The sequence below is a fragment of the Pararhodobacter sp. genome (assembly GCF_034676075.1).
In the GTDB taxonomy this organism is placed as follows: Bacteria; Pseudomonadota; Alphaproteobacteria; order Rhodobacterales; family Rhodobacteraceae; genus Pararhodobacter.
Genome location: NZ_JAUCCQ010000098.1, coordinates 1 through 14,695, shown reverse-complemented (window position 1 = coordinate 14,695; position 14,695 = coordinate 1). Strand labels below are relative to the sequence as shown.

Sequence of the window (14,695 nt, the reverse complement as noted above, 5' to 3'; positions counted from 1 at the left end):
GTCGGACATGATTCTTCCTCGGGCTGACCTGCGTTGCGCCTTACATATAGACCCGGGGCGTCACGAAAAGGGGGTGCGGCACCGCGCCGTGGGGCCAACCCGCGGGTCAGCAGCCCCTGGCCTTGCCGTGCCGACGGGCGCTCCGCTGCTGCCCGAGCCCGCCAACCCCCCGGTTTGCGAAAGAATATTGCGCATGGGGGCGAGTGTGCCTACATAAGCGCAAACCGAAACGGAGACTTGCCGCAATGCCCGGCGCGAAACTCGATCCCATCGACCGCATGATTCTGGCCGAATTGCAGGCCGATGGGCGCATGACCAACGTCGAGCTGGCCAAGCGGGTCGGGATCTCGGCCCCGCCCTGCCTGCGCCGCGTGCGGACGCTGGAGGAGGCGGGCTATATCCAGGGCTACCATGCCCGCGTCGATGTCCGGGAACTGGGGTTCGAGGTGCAGGTCTTCGCCATGGTGCGCCTGCACCGGCAGAACGAGGCCGATCTGCGGGCCTTCGAGGACCGCTGCCGCGCCTGGTCGCTGGTCCGCGAATGCCACATGCTGAACGGCGAGATTGACTTCATCCTGAAATGCGTGGCGCCGGATCTGTCGACCTTCCAGTCCTTCCTGACCGAGGATCTGCTGGCCGCCGACAACGTGGCCTCGGTCAAGACCTCGCTGGTCATCCGCTGCGCAAAGGACGAGCCCGGCGTGCCCTTCGACGTGCTCGAAGACCGCTACCGCCGCGAGGCCTGAGGGCGCGGGCGGCGTTTCGCGCCAGGCCCCTTGCAGCGGCGCCGTGCAGCCGCTAGCCGTTTCAGGGAATCCCCTCGCCCCGGAGCCGCCGCCATGCCTCACTGGACCCCCCGTTCGCTCGCCGTGCAGGCCATGGGCAAGATCGACCCGGTGACCCGCGGCGTGGTGCCGCCGATCCATCTGTCGACCACCTACATCCGCGATCCCGACAACGGCTATTCCACCGGCTTCGTCTATGGCCGCCCCGACAACGCCACGATCCACGAGGCCGAGGCGGTGCTCGCCATGCTGGAAGCGGCCGAGGCGGGGGCGATGCTGTTCGGGTCGGGGATGGCCGCGGCGACGGCGGTGTTTCAGGCGCTGGATCCGGGCGATCATGTCGTGGCCTCCAAGGTCATGTACTGGGCCCTGCGCGCCTGGCTGCTGACCGAGGCCAAGCGCTGGGGCATCGCCGTGGATTTCGTCGAGACCGACGACCTGCTGGCGCTGAAGACCGCGATCCAGCCCGGGCGCACCAAGCTGGTCTGGATCGAGACGCCCTCGAATCCGCTCTGGACCATCACCGATATCGAGGCCGCGGCGACGCTGGCCCATGCCGCGGGCGCCCGTCTGGCGGTCGATTCTACCTGCGCCTCGCCGGTCCACACCCAGCCGCTGAGGCTGGGCGCCGATATCGTCATGCATTCGGCGACCAAGATCCTGAACGGCCATTCCGACGTGCTGGCCGGGGTGATCGCCGCCCGCACCGAGGACGAGTTCACCGCCCGCATCCGCCTGATCCGCAAGTCGCAGGGCAGCATCCTCGGCCCGTTCGAGGCCTATCTGCTGATGCGCGGCCTGCGCACGCTGCACCTGCGGGCCGAGCGTCAGGCAGCCTCGGCCATGGCGCTGGCGCAGCGGCTTTCGGCCCATCCGCGGGTTGCGCGCGTGCTCTATCCCGGCCTGCCGCAACACCCGGGCCACGACATCGCCGCGCGGCAGATGACGGGGGGCTTCGGCTACATGATGTCGGTGCAGGTGACCGGCGGCGAGAAGGCCGCCATCGGCACCGCCGCGCATACGGGCCTGTGGAAGCGTGCCACCTCGCTGGGCGGGGTCGAAAGCCTGATCGAGCACCGCGCCTCGATCGAGGGTGCGGGCTCGCCCTGCCCGGTCGACCTGCTGCGGCTCTCGACCGGGATCGAGGATGCGGGCGACCTCTATGACGATCTCGACGCGGCGCTGACCCGGGGCCATGGGGACTGACCCGGCAAAACGGGATTCCCCTTTGTCGGGCGAGCCTCTAGTCTCCCGGGCGGCAGGGGAGTGATCCGCAAGGGCATGATGGGGCAGAGCAAGATACTCAGGCAGGCCATCGTGGCGCTGGTCGTCCTGCTTCTCGGCGGGCTCATCGTTCAATTCGCTCTGGCCAATCCGACGGTCGGCGCCAGCGGCAATCTCGTGGATTTCGACGCGTTCTATATCGTCGGCCAGCTGGCGACCGAGGGCCGCGCGGCCGAGGCCTACGATCCGGCGCTGATGTCGGCGATCCAGCAGCAATGGCTCGATCACGACGGGTTCATGCCCTGGACCTATCCGCCCCCTTTCGATCTGCTCACCGCCGCCCTGCCCCTGCTGCCGCGCGGCCTTTCCTACGCGCTCTTCATCGGGCTGACGCTGGCGGTCTATCTGGCCCTGCTGGCCCGGCTTGCCGGGTCCAGCATGATGGAGCTTCTGATCGCCCTGCTGCCGACCCTCTTCGTCGCCATCGCCAGCGGACAGAACTCGTTCCTGACCGGCGCGCTGATGGCCGGCTGTGCCCTGCTGACACTGGCAAACCGCGCAGGGGCAGGCCTGCCGCTGGGCCTTCTGGCGATCAAGCCCCATCTGGGGATCGGGCTGGGACTGCACGCGCTGTTCACGCGGCGCTGGGGCGCTCTCGGCATCGCCTTGGGGGTGGCGCTGGTGCTCTCGGCCGCGGCGACCTTGGTGATGGGACCCGGGATCTGGCCCGCTTTCCGGGGCGCAATCCGCGCGGCGGGTGAGCTGCTTGCCGTCGATTTCTACCCGATCTTCCGCATGCCTTCGGTCTATGCCCTGCTCTTCTCGCTCGGCCTGCCGGCAGGCGCGGCGCTGGCTGGGCAGTTTCTGTCCGCCCTCCTGGCCAGCGCTGCGGTGGCCTTTGCCGTACTGCGCCACTGGCCGCCGCGATGGTCGCTGGCCGTTGCCTGCTTTTCCTCGGCCCTGATGAGCCCCTATTTCTACGATTACGACATGACCATCGTCGGCGTCGGCGTCGCGCTCATCGTCGGCGATCTGCTGGCCCGCAGCACGCTTGGCGAACGCCGCCTGTTGCTTGTGCTGGGCTGGACCGCCGGGGGCTGGGGGCTGGCCTGCGAGATCGCGACCAACGGGCTGGACTGGGAGGCCCGCACCGCGCTCACGCAGGCCCTGCCGTCGATGGGCGCCGTCGCCTATCTGCTGCTTCTGGCCCTGATCGCCCGCATCCTCTCAAGACCGGCCGCGGCATGACACACGGCTGGCTCGATCATCCCGGCCCGGTGGCCATCGCCCACCGCGGCGGCTCGCTGGAAAACGACGAGAACACGATGCCGGCCTTCGCCCATGCCGTGGCGCTGGGCTATCGGCATATCGAGACGGATGTGCATCTGACCGCCGACGGTGCGGTCGTCATCCACCACGATCCGACGCTGGAGCGGCTGACCGGCGATCCCCGGCCCATCGCCGCCCTGACCCGGCGCGATCTGGCGCAGATCCGCACCCATTCCGGCGCGCCGATCCCGCTGCTGGCCGACCTGCTCGAGGAATTTCCCGAGCTCTACGTCAACATCGAAAGCAAATGCGACGCGGTGGTCGAGCCGCTGGCGCAGCTGGTGACGCGCATGCGCGCCCTGCCCCGGATCGGCACCGGCAGCTTCGCGGGCGCCCGCACGGCGCGGCTCAGGGCGCTGCTGGGGCAGGATCTCTGCTGGTCGCCCTCGCTCAGGGGGGCGCTGGGGCTCTGGCTGACAGGCTGGGGCCTGCCGCTGCCGCGTGGCGGCTTCCCGATGGTGCAGGTCCCCCGGCAGTTTCGCGGCATCGAGGTGGTGACACCGCGTTTCCTACGCGCGGCGCGTCACCACGGCATCCGCGTGCAGGTCTGGACGGTGAACGAGGCCGAGGACATGCAGACGCTTCTGGATATGGGCGTCGACGGTGTGATGACCGACCGGCCCAGCTTGCTGAAACAGATTCTGATCGACCGGGGGGAATGGAGAAACCATGCTTGAAGGCCTGCGCATCATCGAGATCGAGGGGCTGGGCCCCGGCCCTTTCGCCGCCATGACGCTGGCGGATCTTGGCGCCGAGGTGATCTGCGTACAGCGCCGCGACGGTCCGCCGCTGCCCGGCCTGCCGGAGGCGAACCTCCTCGACCGCGGCAAGAAGACCATCGCGCTGGACCTGAAAGCGCCCGAGGACCGGCCGGTGCTGGAGGCGCTGATCGCCTCGGCCGACGGGCTGATCGAAGGGTTCCGGCCGGGCGTCATGGAACGGCTGGGCCTCGGCCCGGCCGAGGCCCAGGCGCTGAACCCGCGGCTGGTCTATGGGCGGATGACCGGCTGGGGGCAGGAGGGGCCGCGCGCGCTGGAGGCAGGCCACGACCTCAATTACATCGCGCTGTCGGGCGCGCTCTGGTACGGCTCGCTGCCCGGCGAGCCGCCGGTCACGCCGCCGACGCTGGTCGGTGACATCGGCGGCGGGGCCATGTACCTGCTGGCCGGGATGCTGGCCGGGCTGATCCGCGCCGGGCGCACCGGGCAGGGGACCGTGGTCGATGCGGCCATCGTCGACGGCTCGGCGCATATGATGACGCTGCTGATGCTGATGCAATCGGGCGGCATGTTCCGCGCCACCCGGGGGCAATCGCTGCTGGACGGGCCGCATTGGTCGCGCAGCTACCGCTGCGCGGATGGCGGATTTGTCTCGGTCCAGTGCCTGGAACCGAAGTTCTACGCCCAGTTTCTGTCGCTTTTGTCCCTGTCGGAGGATCCTGATTTCGCGCGCCAGAACGACCGGAAGAGCTGGCCGAAAGCGACCGAACGTCTGACATCCCTCTTCGCCAGCCAGGACCGCGACCATTGGACCCGGCTCTTCGCGGGATCGGACGCCTGCGTCGCCCCGGTGCTGACGCCCGAGGAAGCCGCCCGCGATCCGCATCTGCAGGCGCGGGGCACCTGGTCGCAGGCGGGCGGCGTGCTGCAACCGCGCCCGGCGCCGCGCTTCGACGGGCGGGTGCTGGAACCGGCCGACGCCCCGCGGCGCGACCAGCACCGGGCCGAGATCCTGGCGGCGCTGGGCCTCGCATGACCACGCTGGGGCAGCTCAGCTTCTGGTACGCCGATATCGGCCTGCCCCGGACACGCCGCGCGCCCCTGCCCGGCGACAGCGAGGCGGATGTGGCGATCATCGGCGCGGGCTATACCGGGCTCTGGGCCGCGTGGTATCTGAAGCAGCTGGACCCCGGGTTGCGCGTCACGCTGGTCGAGAAGCATTTCGCGGGCTACGGCGCCTCGGGTCGGAACGGCGGCTGGCTGTCGGGCGGGTTCTCGTGGAACCACCAGCGCTATGCCGAGACCTCGAGCCCCGAGGCGGTGCGCGCCCTCGTCCGCGCCATGTCGGGCACGGTGGACGAGGTGATCGCGGTGGCCGAGGCGCAGGGCATCGACGCCGACATCCGCCGCGGCGACGAGCTGATGGTGGCGACCAACGACGCCCAGCACGAGCGACTCAAGGCCGAGACAGAGCACCGGGTCCATTGGGGCGAAGAAGGTCGCGTCTTCGCCCTCGGCGCGGACGAGACCCGCGCCCGCATACGCATCCCCGGCGCCCGGGGCGCCATGCTGGTGACCGGCACCGCCCGGATCCAGCCGGCGAAGCTGGTGCGGGGTCTGGCCGAGGCGGTGGAACGCGCGGGCGCGGTGATCCATGAGGAGACCGAGGTCACCGGCATCGCGCCGGGGCTTCTGACGACCAACCGCGGGAACCTGCGCGCCCCGGTGATCCTGCGCTGCACCGAGGGTTTCACCGCCACCCTGCCGGGGCTCCGGCGCGAGTGGCTGCCGATGAATTCGGCCCAGATCGTCACCGAGCCGCTGCCGCCCGAGGTCTGGGCCGAAATCGGCTGGGACGGACACGAGATCCTCGGCGATTTCGACCATACCTATTGCTATTGCCAGCGCACGCGCGAGGGGCGGATCACGGTGGGCGCCCGGGGCGTGCCCTACAAGTTCGGCTCGCGGCTGGACCGCGACGGGACGCCCGATTCCGAGACAGTGCGCCGCCTGACCGCCATCCTGCACCGCCATTTCCCCGCCGCGCGGGGCGCCCGCATCGACCATGCCTGGTGCGGCGTGCTGGGCGTGCCGCGTGACTGGTGCGCGACGGTGGGGCTGGGCGCGGACGGGATCGGCTGGGCGGGGGGCTATGTGGGCACCGGGGTCTCCACCTCGAACCTGGCGGGACGGACGCTGGCCGATCTGGCGCTGGGACGGCAGACGGATTTGACCGCCCTGCCCTGGGTCAATCGCCGCCCCCGCGCCTGGGAGCCCGAGCCGCTGCGCTGGCTGGGGGTGCGGACGATGTACCGGCTCTATGGGCTGGCCGACCGGGCCGAGGCCGCCGGTGGCCCGCCCTCGCGGCTGGCGGCGCTGGGGAACCGGCTGACGGGGCGCGGCTGACGAGAGCCTGCGCCCGGTGGCGGCCCCGGGGGGATTTTCCATCCCCCCGGCCCCCCCTGGAGGATATTTGCAGCGCAAAGAAGGCGGGTTTCGGAAAGGTTAAGACTGGGGCTTAAGACTGGGGCGCGAAGGCGCTGTCGGGGACGGCCGGGAGCAGGGCGATCAGGGCGGCGATATGGCGCCGCGCGGCGGCTTCGGCGGCCCCGGGATCGCCCGCCGAGACGGCGCGGACCAGCGCCGCCCTCGTCCCGCCCTCCGGCGGGCGCGAGAGGCGCAGCTGGGCGCGGATCAGATGCACCTGCAGCAGCGGCAGCAGGCGTTCGATCTCGGCATTGCCGGCAAGCTGGGTCAGCGCCCGATAATAGCGGGCCCGGGCCCGGGGGCGTTCGGTCGGGTCGGCGGCGTCGTATTCCCCGGCGGCCTCGACCAGCGGCGTGGCCGAGGCGCCCGCCGCCACCGCCTCGGCCGCCTGCCTTGCGGCGAGGCCCAGAAGCTGCTCGGTCACCCGCAGCACGTCGAGGGCGGCGCGGCGCGTCAGCAGGCGGATCTGCGCCCCGCGATGCGGCGTCTGCGCCACGATCCCGGCGGCGGCAAGCCGCCCCAGCCCCTCGCGCACCGTGGAGCGACCGAGGCCGTAGCGCGCCATCAGATCGGGCTCAACCAGCCGCTGCCCCGGCACGAAGCGCCCCTCGGCCAGGCCCTGCAGCACGTCGCGGACCAGCGCCTCCGGCCCCGAGGGTTCGCTCATCGCCTCACCATGGCCCAGGCGACCTCGGCCAGCGGGCCCGCGACCTTGCCCATCTCGGCGGCGCGCGGATCGTTCGCGGTGCCGTCCTGCGCCCGCTTGGCGATGCCCTGGACGATGGCGGCGATGCGGAACAGGCTGAGAATGACGTAATAGTCGAAGTCCCCGGGCCGTTCCCGCCCGGTTTTCCGGCACCACATGTCGATATACTCGTCTTCCGTGGGAATGCCGGTGCCGGTCAGATCGACCCCGCCAAGCCCGCGGAAGATGCCGGGCGCGATGCGCCAGACCATGACGTTATAGGCGAAATCGGCGAAGGGATCGCCCAGCGTCGAGAGTTCCCAATCCAGCACGCCCAGCACCCGCGGCTCGGTCGGGTGGAACATCAGATTGTCGAGGCGGAAGTCGCCATGGGCGATGCGCACCTCTTCGGGCCGGGTCGGCATGTTCTGCGGCAGCCAGTCGATCAGCCGGTCCATCGCCTCGATCCGGTGGGTCTCGGAGGCGCGGTATTGCCTGGTCCAGCGCGAGACCTGGCGCTCCAGATAGCCGCCCTGCCGCCCGTAATCCCCAAGCCCCACAGCCAGCGGATCGACCAGCGAGATCCTGGCAATGGCATCGTTCATCGCCTCGAAGATCGCGGCGCGCTCGGCCGGGGGCATCTCGGGCAGGCGCGGATCCCAGAGCGTGCGGCCCTCCAGATGCTCCATGACGAAGAACATGGAGCCCATGACGCTGTCGTCGTCGCAGAACCCCAGCATCCGCGGCACCGGCACATCCGTCTCGCCCAGCGCCTTCATCACCTTGTATTCTCGGTCGACCTGATGCGCCGAGGGCAGCACCTTGCCCACCGGCTTCTGCCGGAGGACATAGCGGCCCGAGGCCGCCTCGACCCGCCAGGTCGGGTTCGACTGTCCGCCCTTCAGCCGGGTCAGGGTCAGCGGACCGCGATAGCCCGCGACATGCGCCTGCATCCAGGCATCGAGTTCCGCTTCGGCCATGATCCCCTCCCGCGTTTGCCCGAGGATGGCGGCGATGCGGGCCATCGTCAAGCCGGATCGTCAGACGATCTTGCCAGACGCTGAAGGTTTCTCTAGGCTGCCGGCAACACAGGAGGATCCCATGGTACCCGACAAGTCGCCCCGCGTCCTGGATTACGAGGCCCGGCTCAAGGCCTTCATGGACGAGCATATCTATCCCAACGAGGCCGAGTTCTTCCGCGAGGCCGAGGAGCTGGGCCCCTTCGCCATCTACCCGATGTTCGACCGGCTGAAGCCCAAGGCGCGCGAGGCCGGGCTGTGGAACCTGTTCCTGCCCGACAGCGACAAGGGCGCGGGCCTGTCGAATGTCGAATACGGCTATCTGTGCGAGATCATGGGCCGCAGCTTCCTCGCGCCCGAGGTGTTCAACTGCAACGCCCCCGATACCGGCAACATGGAGGTGATCGAGCGGTATGGCAGCGCCGAACACAAGGAGCGCTGGCTGAAACCGCTTCTCAACGGCGAGATCCGCTCGTGCTTTGCCATGACCGAGCCGGCCGTGGCCTCGTCCGACGCGACCAATATCCAGGCCGAGATCCGGCGCGAGGGCGACGATTACGTCATCAATGCCCATAAATGGTACACGACCGGGGCCTCCAACCCCAAGACGAAGATCTGCATCTTCATGGGCAAGACCGACCCGGGCAATCCCGACCGGCACAAGCAGCAGTCGATGATCCTGGTGCCGATGGACACACCCGGCATCACCGTCACCCGCTCGCTGCCGGTCTTCGGCTATTACGGCGTGCCGGACCGGGCCTCCGAGGTGCTGTTCGAAAATGTCCGCGTGCCGGCCTCGAACCTGCTCTTGGGCGAGGGCCGCGGCTTCGAGATCGCGCAGGGGCGGCTGGGGCCGGGTCGGATCCACCATTGCATGCGCACCATCGGCATGGCCGAGCGTCTGCTGGAGATCATGATCGACCGCACGCTGCAGCGCGTGGCCTTCGGCAAGCCGGTGGCCGAACAGGGCGTGACCCGCGAGCGGATCGCCGAGGCGCGGCTGATGATCGACCAATGCCGCCTGCTGACCCTGCATGCCGCCCACAAGATGGACACGGTGGGCAACAAGGAGGCCCGGGCCGAGATCGCCATGATCAAGATCGCGGCGCCGACCATGGCCTGCCAGATCGCCGACTGGGCGATCCAGGCCTGCGGCGGCGGCGGCACCGGCAATGATTTCGGCACGGCGCTGGCCTATGCCGGGCTGCGCACCCTGCGGCTGGCCGATGGCCCGGACGAGGTGCATCGCGACCAGCTGGCGCGGATGGAGATCAAGAAGCGCAAGGGGCTGAACCACCCCGGCTGGGCGCCCCAGGTCACCAGCCGCGGCCGCAACCCGGCGCTGGGCGGTTGAAGGCCCGGCATCGCGCGGCACATAATGCCGAGGGGTAGCCCCCCGGCATCGAGGGAGGGATGAGATGAGCGATTTCACCGGCAAGACCGCGATCATCACCGGCGCCGCCGGTGGCATCGGCCGCGCCACGGCGCTGGTCCTCGCCCGGCGTGGCGCAAGGCTGGTGCTGGCCGATGTGCAGGAGGGGGTCGAGGAAACCGCCGCCCTGGCCCGGGCCGCGGGCACCGAGGCCAGCGCGCTGGTCACCGATTGCGCCACCGATGCCGGGGTCGAGGCGATCGTCGGCCATGCGGTCTCGGGCTTCGGCGGGGTCGATGTGCTCTTCGCCAATGCCGGGGTGACGGGCGGGCTGCTGCCCCGGCTCGACACTCCGAGCGCCGAATTCATGGAGGTGCTGCGCATCAACCTGCTCGGCCCCTGGATCGCCATGCGCACGGCGGTGCCCCACATGCAACGAGGCGGGGCCATCGTCTGCACCGCCTCGGTCGCGGGTCTCAGGGCCGGGGCCGGGCCGATCCCCTATTCGGCCTCCAAGGCCGGGGTGGCCAATCTGGTACAGACCACCGCCATGGCCCTGAGCGGCACCGGGATCCGCGTGAACGGCGTGGCGCCGGGCCTCATCGACACGCCGATGACCGCCGCGCTCTTCGACGACGCCCGCGCCCGGGGCAAGGAGGACCGCATCGGCCAGCTGAACCCGCTGCGCCGCGGCGGCCGCGCCGAGGAGATTGCCGAGGCCGTGGCCTTCCTCGCCTCCGATGCGGCGAGCTATGTGAACGGTCAGGTGCTGGCCGTGGACGGCGCGCTGTCGGCGCAACTGCCCTTCACGCCGAAATGGTCGCTGTAAGGGAAGAAGGGGGGCCTTCTGCCCCCCTCTTGGCCTGACGGCCTGGTCCGGCCCTCCGCTTACGCTCCGGGCGTTCGGGCCTGACGACGCGCCACCGGCGCCTCGTCCGGGCGGCCCTCACCCCCGAGGATATTTGCAGCGCAAAGAAGGCGACTTAACGCCCCCTTAACCTTGATCTTTGTTCTCCAAATATCCTCGGGGGTTTCTCAAGGGGGTGGAAAACCCCCTTGAGCGGGGGGCGCGGGGGGCTGGCCCCCCGCCTCCATCCGGCCCGCCCTCCCGCTTGCCCCCCCGCCGCCCTGTGCTAGCTTGCCGCTCATGCAACAGCCCGCGCCCTCCGCTTCGCTGCTGGTGCGGGCCTTCGCCCGGCTGCTGGCCCGGCCGCTCTGGCCCGGGCTGGTGCTGGCGCTCGTCACGCTGCTCGCACTCTGGCAGGCGACGCAGATCCGGGTTGCGGTCGACCTCTCGGGCCTGATCGGGAACGGCACAGAGGGCGCACGCGCCATCGACCGCTACAGCGCCCGGTTCGGCCCCCTCACCGCCGAGGAAGTGCTTCTGGTCCGCAGCCCCGATCTGGCCAGCGAGGCGGGTCTTGCCGCGCTCGACGATCTGGTCCTCGACCTGCAATTCGTCGAGGGCGTGCAGCAGGTGATTTCGCTGCCCGGCCTGCCCGCCCCGGGGCGCGAGGGCGCCTGGCTCTCGGGCCCGGAACTGGCGGATCTGCCGCCCGCGGGGCGCCTCGCCACGATGCGGCGCGAGAGCCCGCTGGCCGCGCAGCTGCTCAACGAGGGCCTCACCGCCACGCTGATCGTCGTGGCGCCCGAGCGGGGTCAGGGCGGCGATGCCTTCGCCGCGCGTCTGGCGGAAACCGCGGCCGATACCCCGGCCCTCGAGACCGAGATCGTCGGCCTCCTCGCCGTGCAGCGCGCCATTGCCCGCGAGCTGATCCACGACCTGGGCCTGCTGGTGCCGCTGGCGACGCTGATCTGCCTCGCCTTCACCGCGCTCCTGTTCCGCTCGGCCCGGGCGATGGTGGTGATCGCCCTGCCGCCGATCACCGGGCTGGTGTGGTTCTTCGGCGTGCTCGGCGCCAGCGGCACGCCCATCGACCCGCTGATGGGATCCCTGCCGGTGGTGCTGATCGTGCTGGCCTTCTCGGATTCCGTGCATGTCTATCATGCCGCGATCCATGCCCTGCGCCGCGGCATGGCCCCGCGCCCGGCACTGGCCCGCGCCCTGGCCGAGACCGCGCCCGCGGCCGCCCTCACCTCGCTCACCACGATCCTTGCCTTCGCCTCGCTGGCACTGCCCGATTCCCCCTCGCTCAACCGGATGGCCTGGGCGGGCGGGTTGGGCATGGCGCTGTGCCTGGCCTCGGTCCTGCTGATGACGCCGGTGCTGATGCGCCTGCTGGACCGGCCGCGGGCCGGAACCCGGGCGCCGCGGCTCTTTCGCGGCCTCGTGCCGGGGGCTCGGGCGCTGGCGCGGCACGGACGGCTGGTCGCGCTGCTGGCGGCGCTGGTGCTGGCCGGGCTCTGGGCGCTGCAGAGCCGCTCGGACCTGGGCTTCCGCTATGCCGATTACCTGCCGCGCGGCGCCCCGGTGACCGAGGCGCTGGCCATCATGGATGCCGAGGGGCTGGGCGCCGACCGCATGCTGGTAGTGGTCGAGGATGACCCCGCTGCGCCGCTCGACCGGATCCGCGCCGCCGCCCGTGTGCTCTACGGCAGCGACGCCTTCGCCCGGGGCGCGGCTGGCGAGGCGATGCTGGCGCGCATGGCCTCACGCGATGGTGGCGCCCATGCCCTGCCGGTACAGCTGCCCATTGCCGCCGCCGACGTGCGCGCCGATCAGGCGCTGGCCGCGCTGGAGGCCCGCCTTGCCGAGGCCGGTCTTGCCGGGGCAACGCAGATCGTCGGCCCGGGATACGCCCTGCTGACCGAGGGGCCGCGGATTGTCGAAAGCCTGCGCTGGGGGCTCTATTCGACCATCCTGGCCATCACCCTGCTGGTGGCATTGGTCCACCGCTCGCTCAGGCTGGGGCTGCTGGCGCTGGTGGTGAACCTGATCCCGATCCTGGGCGTCGAAGCCTGGCTGGTTCTCTGGGGCCGCGAACTGACCATCATGAACATGATCGCCCTGACGGTGGCCTTCGGCATCGCCGTGGACGACACGCTGCATCTGCTGAACCGGTTGCGGCTGGCCCGGGGCGGCACCGCGCGCCGCGTCGACCGCGCGCTGGTCGAGGCCGGGCCGCCGATGGCCGCCACCACGACGATCCTCTTTGCCGGGCTGGCGGTGACGCTGGCCTCGGCCCTGCCCGGGCTCGCGGTCTTCGGCGGGCTGATCGCGCTGGCGGTGGCGCTGGCGCTGGCCGCCGACCTCTACCTGCTGCCCGGCCTTATCCGATGGAGCCTGCGATGATCCGCGCCGCCCTGATCGCCCTCTGCCTCGCCTCCCCCGCCATGGCGCAGAGCTTCGCGCCCTTCGAAGGCGAATGGCAGGGCGAGGGCACGCTGGCCCTGCCGGGTGAACCCGCGCAACGCTTCCGCTGCCGTGTCCGGCTGGAGGGCACCCGGCTGTCGGGCCATGTCTTTCAGGGCCGCTGCGCCACCCAGCAGGGCGGGCGCAACTTCACCTATCTGCTGCGCGAGGCCGAGGGCGGTCTGATCCGCGGCGAGAACCGGGCCGAGGATAACCTGCCGGAAGACATCGAGGGCCGGATCGAGGGCGCAATCCTGCGCCTCGGCGACGGCGTCGAGGGGCTTTTCGAGATGCGGCGCGAGGGCGAGACCCTGCACTTCCGGCTCAGCGCCGAGGGCAGGCAGGGTCCGACGCGCGGCGAGGCAGTGTTGCAGTTGCGTGACTGAGGGGAGGGGGCCGCGCGGCGTTCCCTTTCCATTCCTCCCGACGCCCCGTAGAACCGTTGAACCAGCGGGACGACCCCGCGCCTGCGAGGCCGAATGAACATCATCACCACCACCGAAGCCCTTGCCGCACTCTGCGCCGAGGCTGCGGGCGAGCCCTACGTCACCCTCGATACCGAATTCCTGCGCGAGCGGACTTATTACGCCAAGCTTTGCCTTGTGCAGATGGCGCTGCCCGGCAAGGGGCCCGAGCGGGCCTATATCATCGACCCGCTGGCCGAGGGGCTGTCGCTCGACCCGCTGCTGGAGCTGATGCGCAACACCGAGGTGGTGAAGGTCTTTCACGCCGCGCGGCAGGATCTGGAGATCTTCTTCATCGACGGCGGGGTGATCCCCGAGCCGCTGTTCGACACCCAGATCGCCGCCATGGTCTGCGGCTTCGGCGAACAGGTCGGCTACGAGACGCTGGTCAAGAAGATCGCCAAGGCGCCCCTGGACAAGACCTCGCGCTTCACCGACTGGTCGCAGCGCCCGCTGAGCGAGGCGCAGCTGCGCTACGCGCTGGATGATGTGACCCACCTGCGCCAGATCTACGAACACCTCAAGAAGGACATCGAGAAAAGCGGCCGCGCCGCCTGGGTGGCCGAGGAGATGGGCGTGCTGACCTCGCCCGAGACCTATGTCACCCATCCCGAGGACGCCTGGCAGAAGATCCGCACCCGCGGCCAGTCGGGCAAGTTCATGGCGCTGGTCAAGGAACTGGCGCGGTTCCGCGAGGATTACGCCCAGACCCGCAACGTGCCGCGCTCGCGGGTCTACAAGGACGATGCGCTGCTGGAACTGGCCTCGACCAAGCCCGATTCCATCGAGGCGCTCGGCCGCTCGCGGCTGCTGCTGCGCGAGGCGCGGCGGGGAGAGATCGCCGACGGGATCCTGGAAGCGGTGCAACAGGCGCTTGCCCTCGGCCCCAAGGACTGGCCCCGCGCCGCGACCGAGGACGAACCGCTGCAGGTCAACCCGGCGCTGGCGGATCTGCTGCGCGTGCTGCTCAAGGCCAAGGCCGATTCCGCGGGCGTGGCACAACGGCTGATCGCGCCGACCTCGGACCTGGACCAGATCGCCGCGGGCAAGCGGGATGTGGCCTGCCTCAAGGGCTGGCGGCACGAGATCTTCGGCGCGGATGCGCTGCGGCTGTGCAACGGCGAACTGGCGCTGGCCGCCAAGGGCCAGCAGGTGCGCGTCATCGAGATCTGAGGGGTTTCGCCCTCGTTACCCGCTGACGCGGGCGCCTCGGGCGACCAGCGGCGCGGCGGTGCCGCGCCGAAGAAAGGGGGGCCGTCTGCCCCCCTCTTGGCCTGCGGCCAATTCACCCCCCGAGG

Annotated in this window: 13 protein-coding genes; 11 read left to right on the top strand and 2 right to left on the bottom strand. The window is 70.4% G+C overall.

The window, feature by feature from the left end; all coding sequences use genetic code 11:
* Window positions 1-245: 245 nt before the first annotated feature.
* The 6 genes from VDQ18_RS18230 to VDQ18_RS18205 all read left to right on the top strand — a co-directional run bounded on the left by VDQ18_RS18230 (window position 246) and on the right by VDQ18_RS18205 (window position 6,463).
* Complete coding sequence (locus tag VDQ18_RS18230; RefSeq protein WP_107754526.1) at window positions 246-746, top strand: Lrp/AsnC family transcriptional regulator; 501 nt, start codon at window positions 246-248, stop codon at window positions 744-746.
* A gap of 93 nt (window positions 747-839) precedes the next feature.
* On the top strand, window positions 840-1,991 hold the full coding sequence (locus VDQ18_RS18225) for a PLP-dependent aspartate aminotransferase family protein (RefSeq protein WP_323022329.1): 1,152 nt from the start codon (window positions 840-842) through the stop codon (window positions 1,989-1,991).
* A 75-nt stretch (window positions 1,992-2,066) separates the two neighbouring features.
* Window positions 2,067-3,257, top strand: coding sequence for a glycosyltransferase family 87 protein (locus tag VDQ18_RS18220; RefSeq protein ID WP_323022328.1), 1,191 nt, complete (start codon window positions 2,067-2,069; stop codon window positions 3,255-3,257).
* Window positions 3,254-4,015: a glycerophosphodiester phosphodiesterase gene (locus VDQ18_RS18215; RefSeq protein ID WP_323022327.1), complete on the top strand. Its 762-nt coding sequence runs from the start codon at window positions 3,254-3,256 to the stop codon at window positions 4,013-4,015. Before VDQ18_RS18220 ends, VDQ18_RS18215 begins: the two co-directional genes overlap by 4 nt.
* A complete protein-coding gene (locus tag VDQ18_RS18210) occupies window positions 4,008-5,093 on the top strand; it encodes a CaiB/BaiF CoA-transferase family protein (protein ID WP_323022326.1) in 1,086 nt (361 codons plus the stop codon). Before VDQ18_RS18215 ends, VDQ18_RS18210 begins: the two co-directional genes overlap by 8 nt.
* A complete protein-coding gene (locus tag VDQ18_RS18205; protein ID WP_323022325.1) occupies window positions 5,090-6,463 on the top strand; it encodes an FAD-binding oxidoreductase in 1,374 nt (457 codons plus the stop codon). The genes VDQ18_RS18210 and VDQ18_RS18205 overlap by 4 nt, the downstream gene beginning before the upstream one ends.
* 112 nt (window positions 6,464-6,575) lie before the next feature.
* Here the strand turns inward: VDQ18_RS18205 and VDQ18_RS18200 are convergent, their stop codons facing one another.
* Window positions 6,576-7,211: a GntR family transcriptional regulator gene (locus tag VDQ18_RS18200; RefSeq protein ID WP_323022324.1), complete on the bottom strand. Its 636-nt coding sequence runs from the start codon at window positions 7,209-7,211 to the stop codon at window positions 6,576-6,578.
* The gene (locus tag VDQ18_RS18195; protein ID WP_323022323.1) at window positions 7,208-8,209 is read right to left on the bottom strand and encodes a phosphotransferase; all 1,002 of its coding nucleotides are present in this window, start codon (window positions 8,207-8,209) and stop codon (window positions 7,208-7,210) included. The genes VDQ18_RS18200 and VDQ18_RS18195 overlap by 4 nt, the downstream gene beginning before the upstream one ends.
* A gap of 121 nt (window positions 8,210-8,330) precedes the next feature.
* Between VDQ18_RS18195 and VDQ18_RS18190 the strand changes: the two genes are divergently transcribed.
* The 5 genes from VDQ18_RS18190 to rnd all read left to right on the top strand — a co-directional run bounded on the left by VDQ18_RS18190 (window position 8,331) and on the right by rnd (window position 14,570).
* Window positions 8,331-9,602, top strand: a complete 1,272-nt coding sequence (locus VDQ18_RS18190; RefSeq protein WP_323022322.1) for an acyl-CoA dehydrogenase family protein — start codon at window positions 8,331-8,333, stop codon at window positions 9,600-9,602.
* A gap of 64 nt (window positions 9,603-9,666) precedes the next feature.
* A complete protein-coding gene (locus VDQ18_RS18185) occupies window positions 9,667-10,449 on the top strand; it encodes an SDR family NAD(P)-dependent oxidoreductase (protein WP_323022321.1) in 783 nt (260 codons plus the stop codon).
* Window positions 10,450-10,767: 318 nt separating this feature from the next.
* Window positions 10,768-12,873: an efflux RND transporter permease subunit gene (locus VDQ18_RS18180; protein ID WP_323022320.1), complete on the top strand. Its 2,106-nt coding sequence runs from the start codon at window positions 10,768-10,770 to the stop codon at window positions 12,871-12,873.
* Entirely contained in the window at window positions 12,870-13,319 is a 450-nt protein-coding gene (locus tag VDQ18_RS18175) for a hypothetical protein (RefSeq protein ID WP_323022319.1), read from the top strand. The genes VDQ18_RS18180 and VDQ18_RS18175 overlap by 4 nt, the downstream gene beginning before the upstream one ends.
* A gap of 93 nt (window positions 13,320-13,412) precedes the next feature.
* Window positions 13,413-14,570: a ribonuclease D gene (rnd, locus tag VDQ18_RS18170; protein WP_323022318.1), complete on the top strand. Its 1,158-nt coding sequence runs from the start codon at window positions 13,413-13,415 to the stop codon at window positions 14,568-14,570.
* Window positions 14,571-14,695 lie beyond the last annotated feature (125 nt).

Coding starts and splice junctions, on each gene's coding strand:
- VDQ18_RS18230 (WP_107754526.1), top strand. CDS start 246: ATGCCCGGCGCGAAACTCGATCCCATCGACCGCATGATTCTGGCCGAA.
- VDQ18_RS18225 (WP_323022329.1), top strand. CDS start 840: ATGCCTCACTGGACCCCCCGTTCGCTCGCCGTGCAGGCCATGGGCAAG.
- VDQ18_RS18220 (WP_323022328.1), top strand. CDS start 2,067: ATGATGGGGCAGAGCAAGATACTCAGGCAGGCCATCGTGGCGCTGGTC.
- VDQ18_RS18215 (WP_323022327.1), top strand. CDS start 3,254: ATGACACACGGCTGGCTCGATCATCCCGGCCCGGTGGCCATCGCCCAC.
- VDQ18_RS18210 (WP_323022326.1), top strand. CDS start 4,008: ATGCTTGAAGGCCTGCGCATCATCGAGATCGAGGGGCTGGGCCCCGGC.
- VDQ18_RS18205 (WP_323022325.1), top strand. CDS start 5,090: ATGACCACGCTGGGGCAGCTCAGCTTCTGGTACGCCGATATCGGCCTG.
- VDQ18_RS18200 (WP_323022324.1), bottom strand. CDS start 7,211: ATGAGCGAACCCTCGGGGCCGGAGGCGCTGGTCCGCGACGTGCTGCAG.
- VDQ18_RS18195 (WP_323022323.1), bottom strand. CDS start 8,209: ATGGCCGAAGCGGAACTCGATGCCTGGATGCAGGCGCATGTCGCGGGC.
- VDQ18_RS18190 (WP_323022322.1), top strand. CDS start 8,331: ATGGTACCCGACAAGTCGCCCCGCGTCCTGGATTACGAGGCCCGGCTC.
- VDQ18_RS18185 (WP_323022321.1), top strand. CDS start 9,667: ATGAGCGATTTCACCGGCAAGACCGCGATCATCACCGGCGCCGCCGGT.
- VDQ18_RS18180 (WP_323022320.1), top strand. CDS start 10,768: ATGCAACAGCCCGCGCCCTCCGCTTCGCTGCTGGTGCGGGCCTTCGCC.
- VDQ18_RS18175 (WP_323022319.1), top strand. CDS start 12,870: ATGATCCGCGCCGCCCTGATCGCCCTCTGCCTCGCCTCCCCCGCCATG.
- rnd (WP_323022318.1), top strand. CDS start 13,413: ATGAACATCATCACCACCACCGAAGCCCTTGCCGCACTCTGCGCCGAG.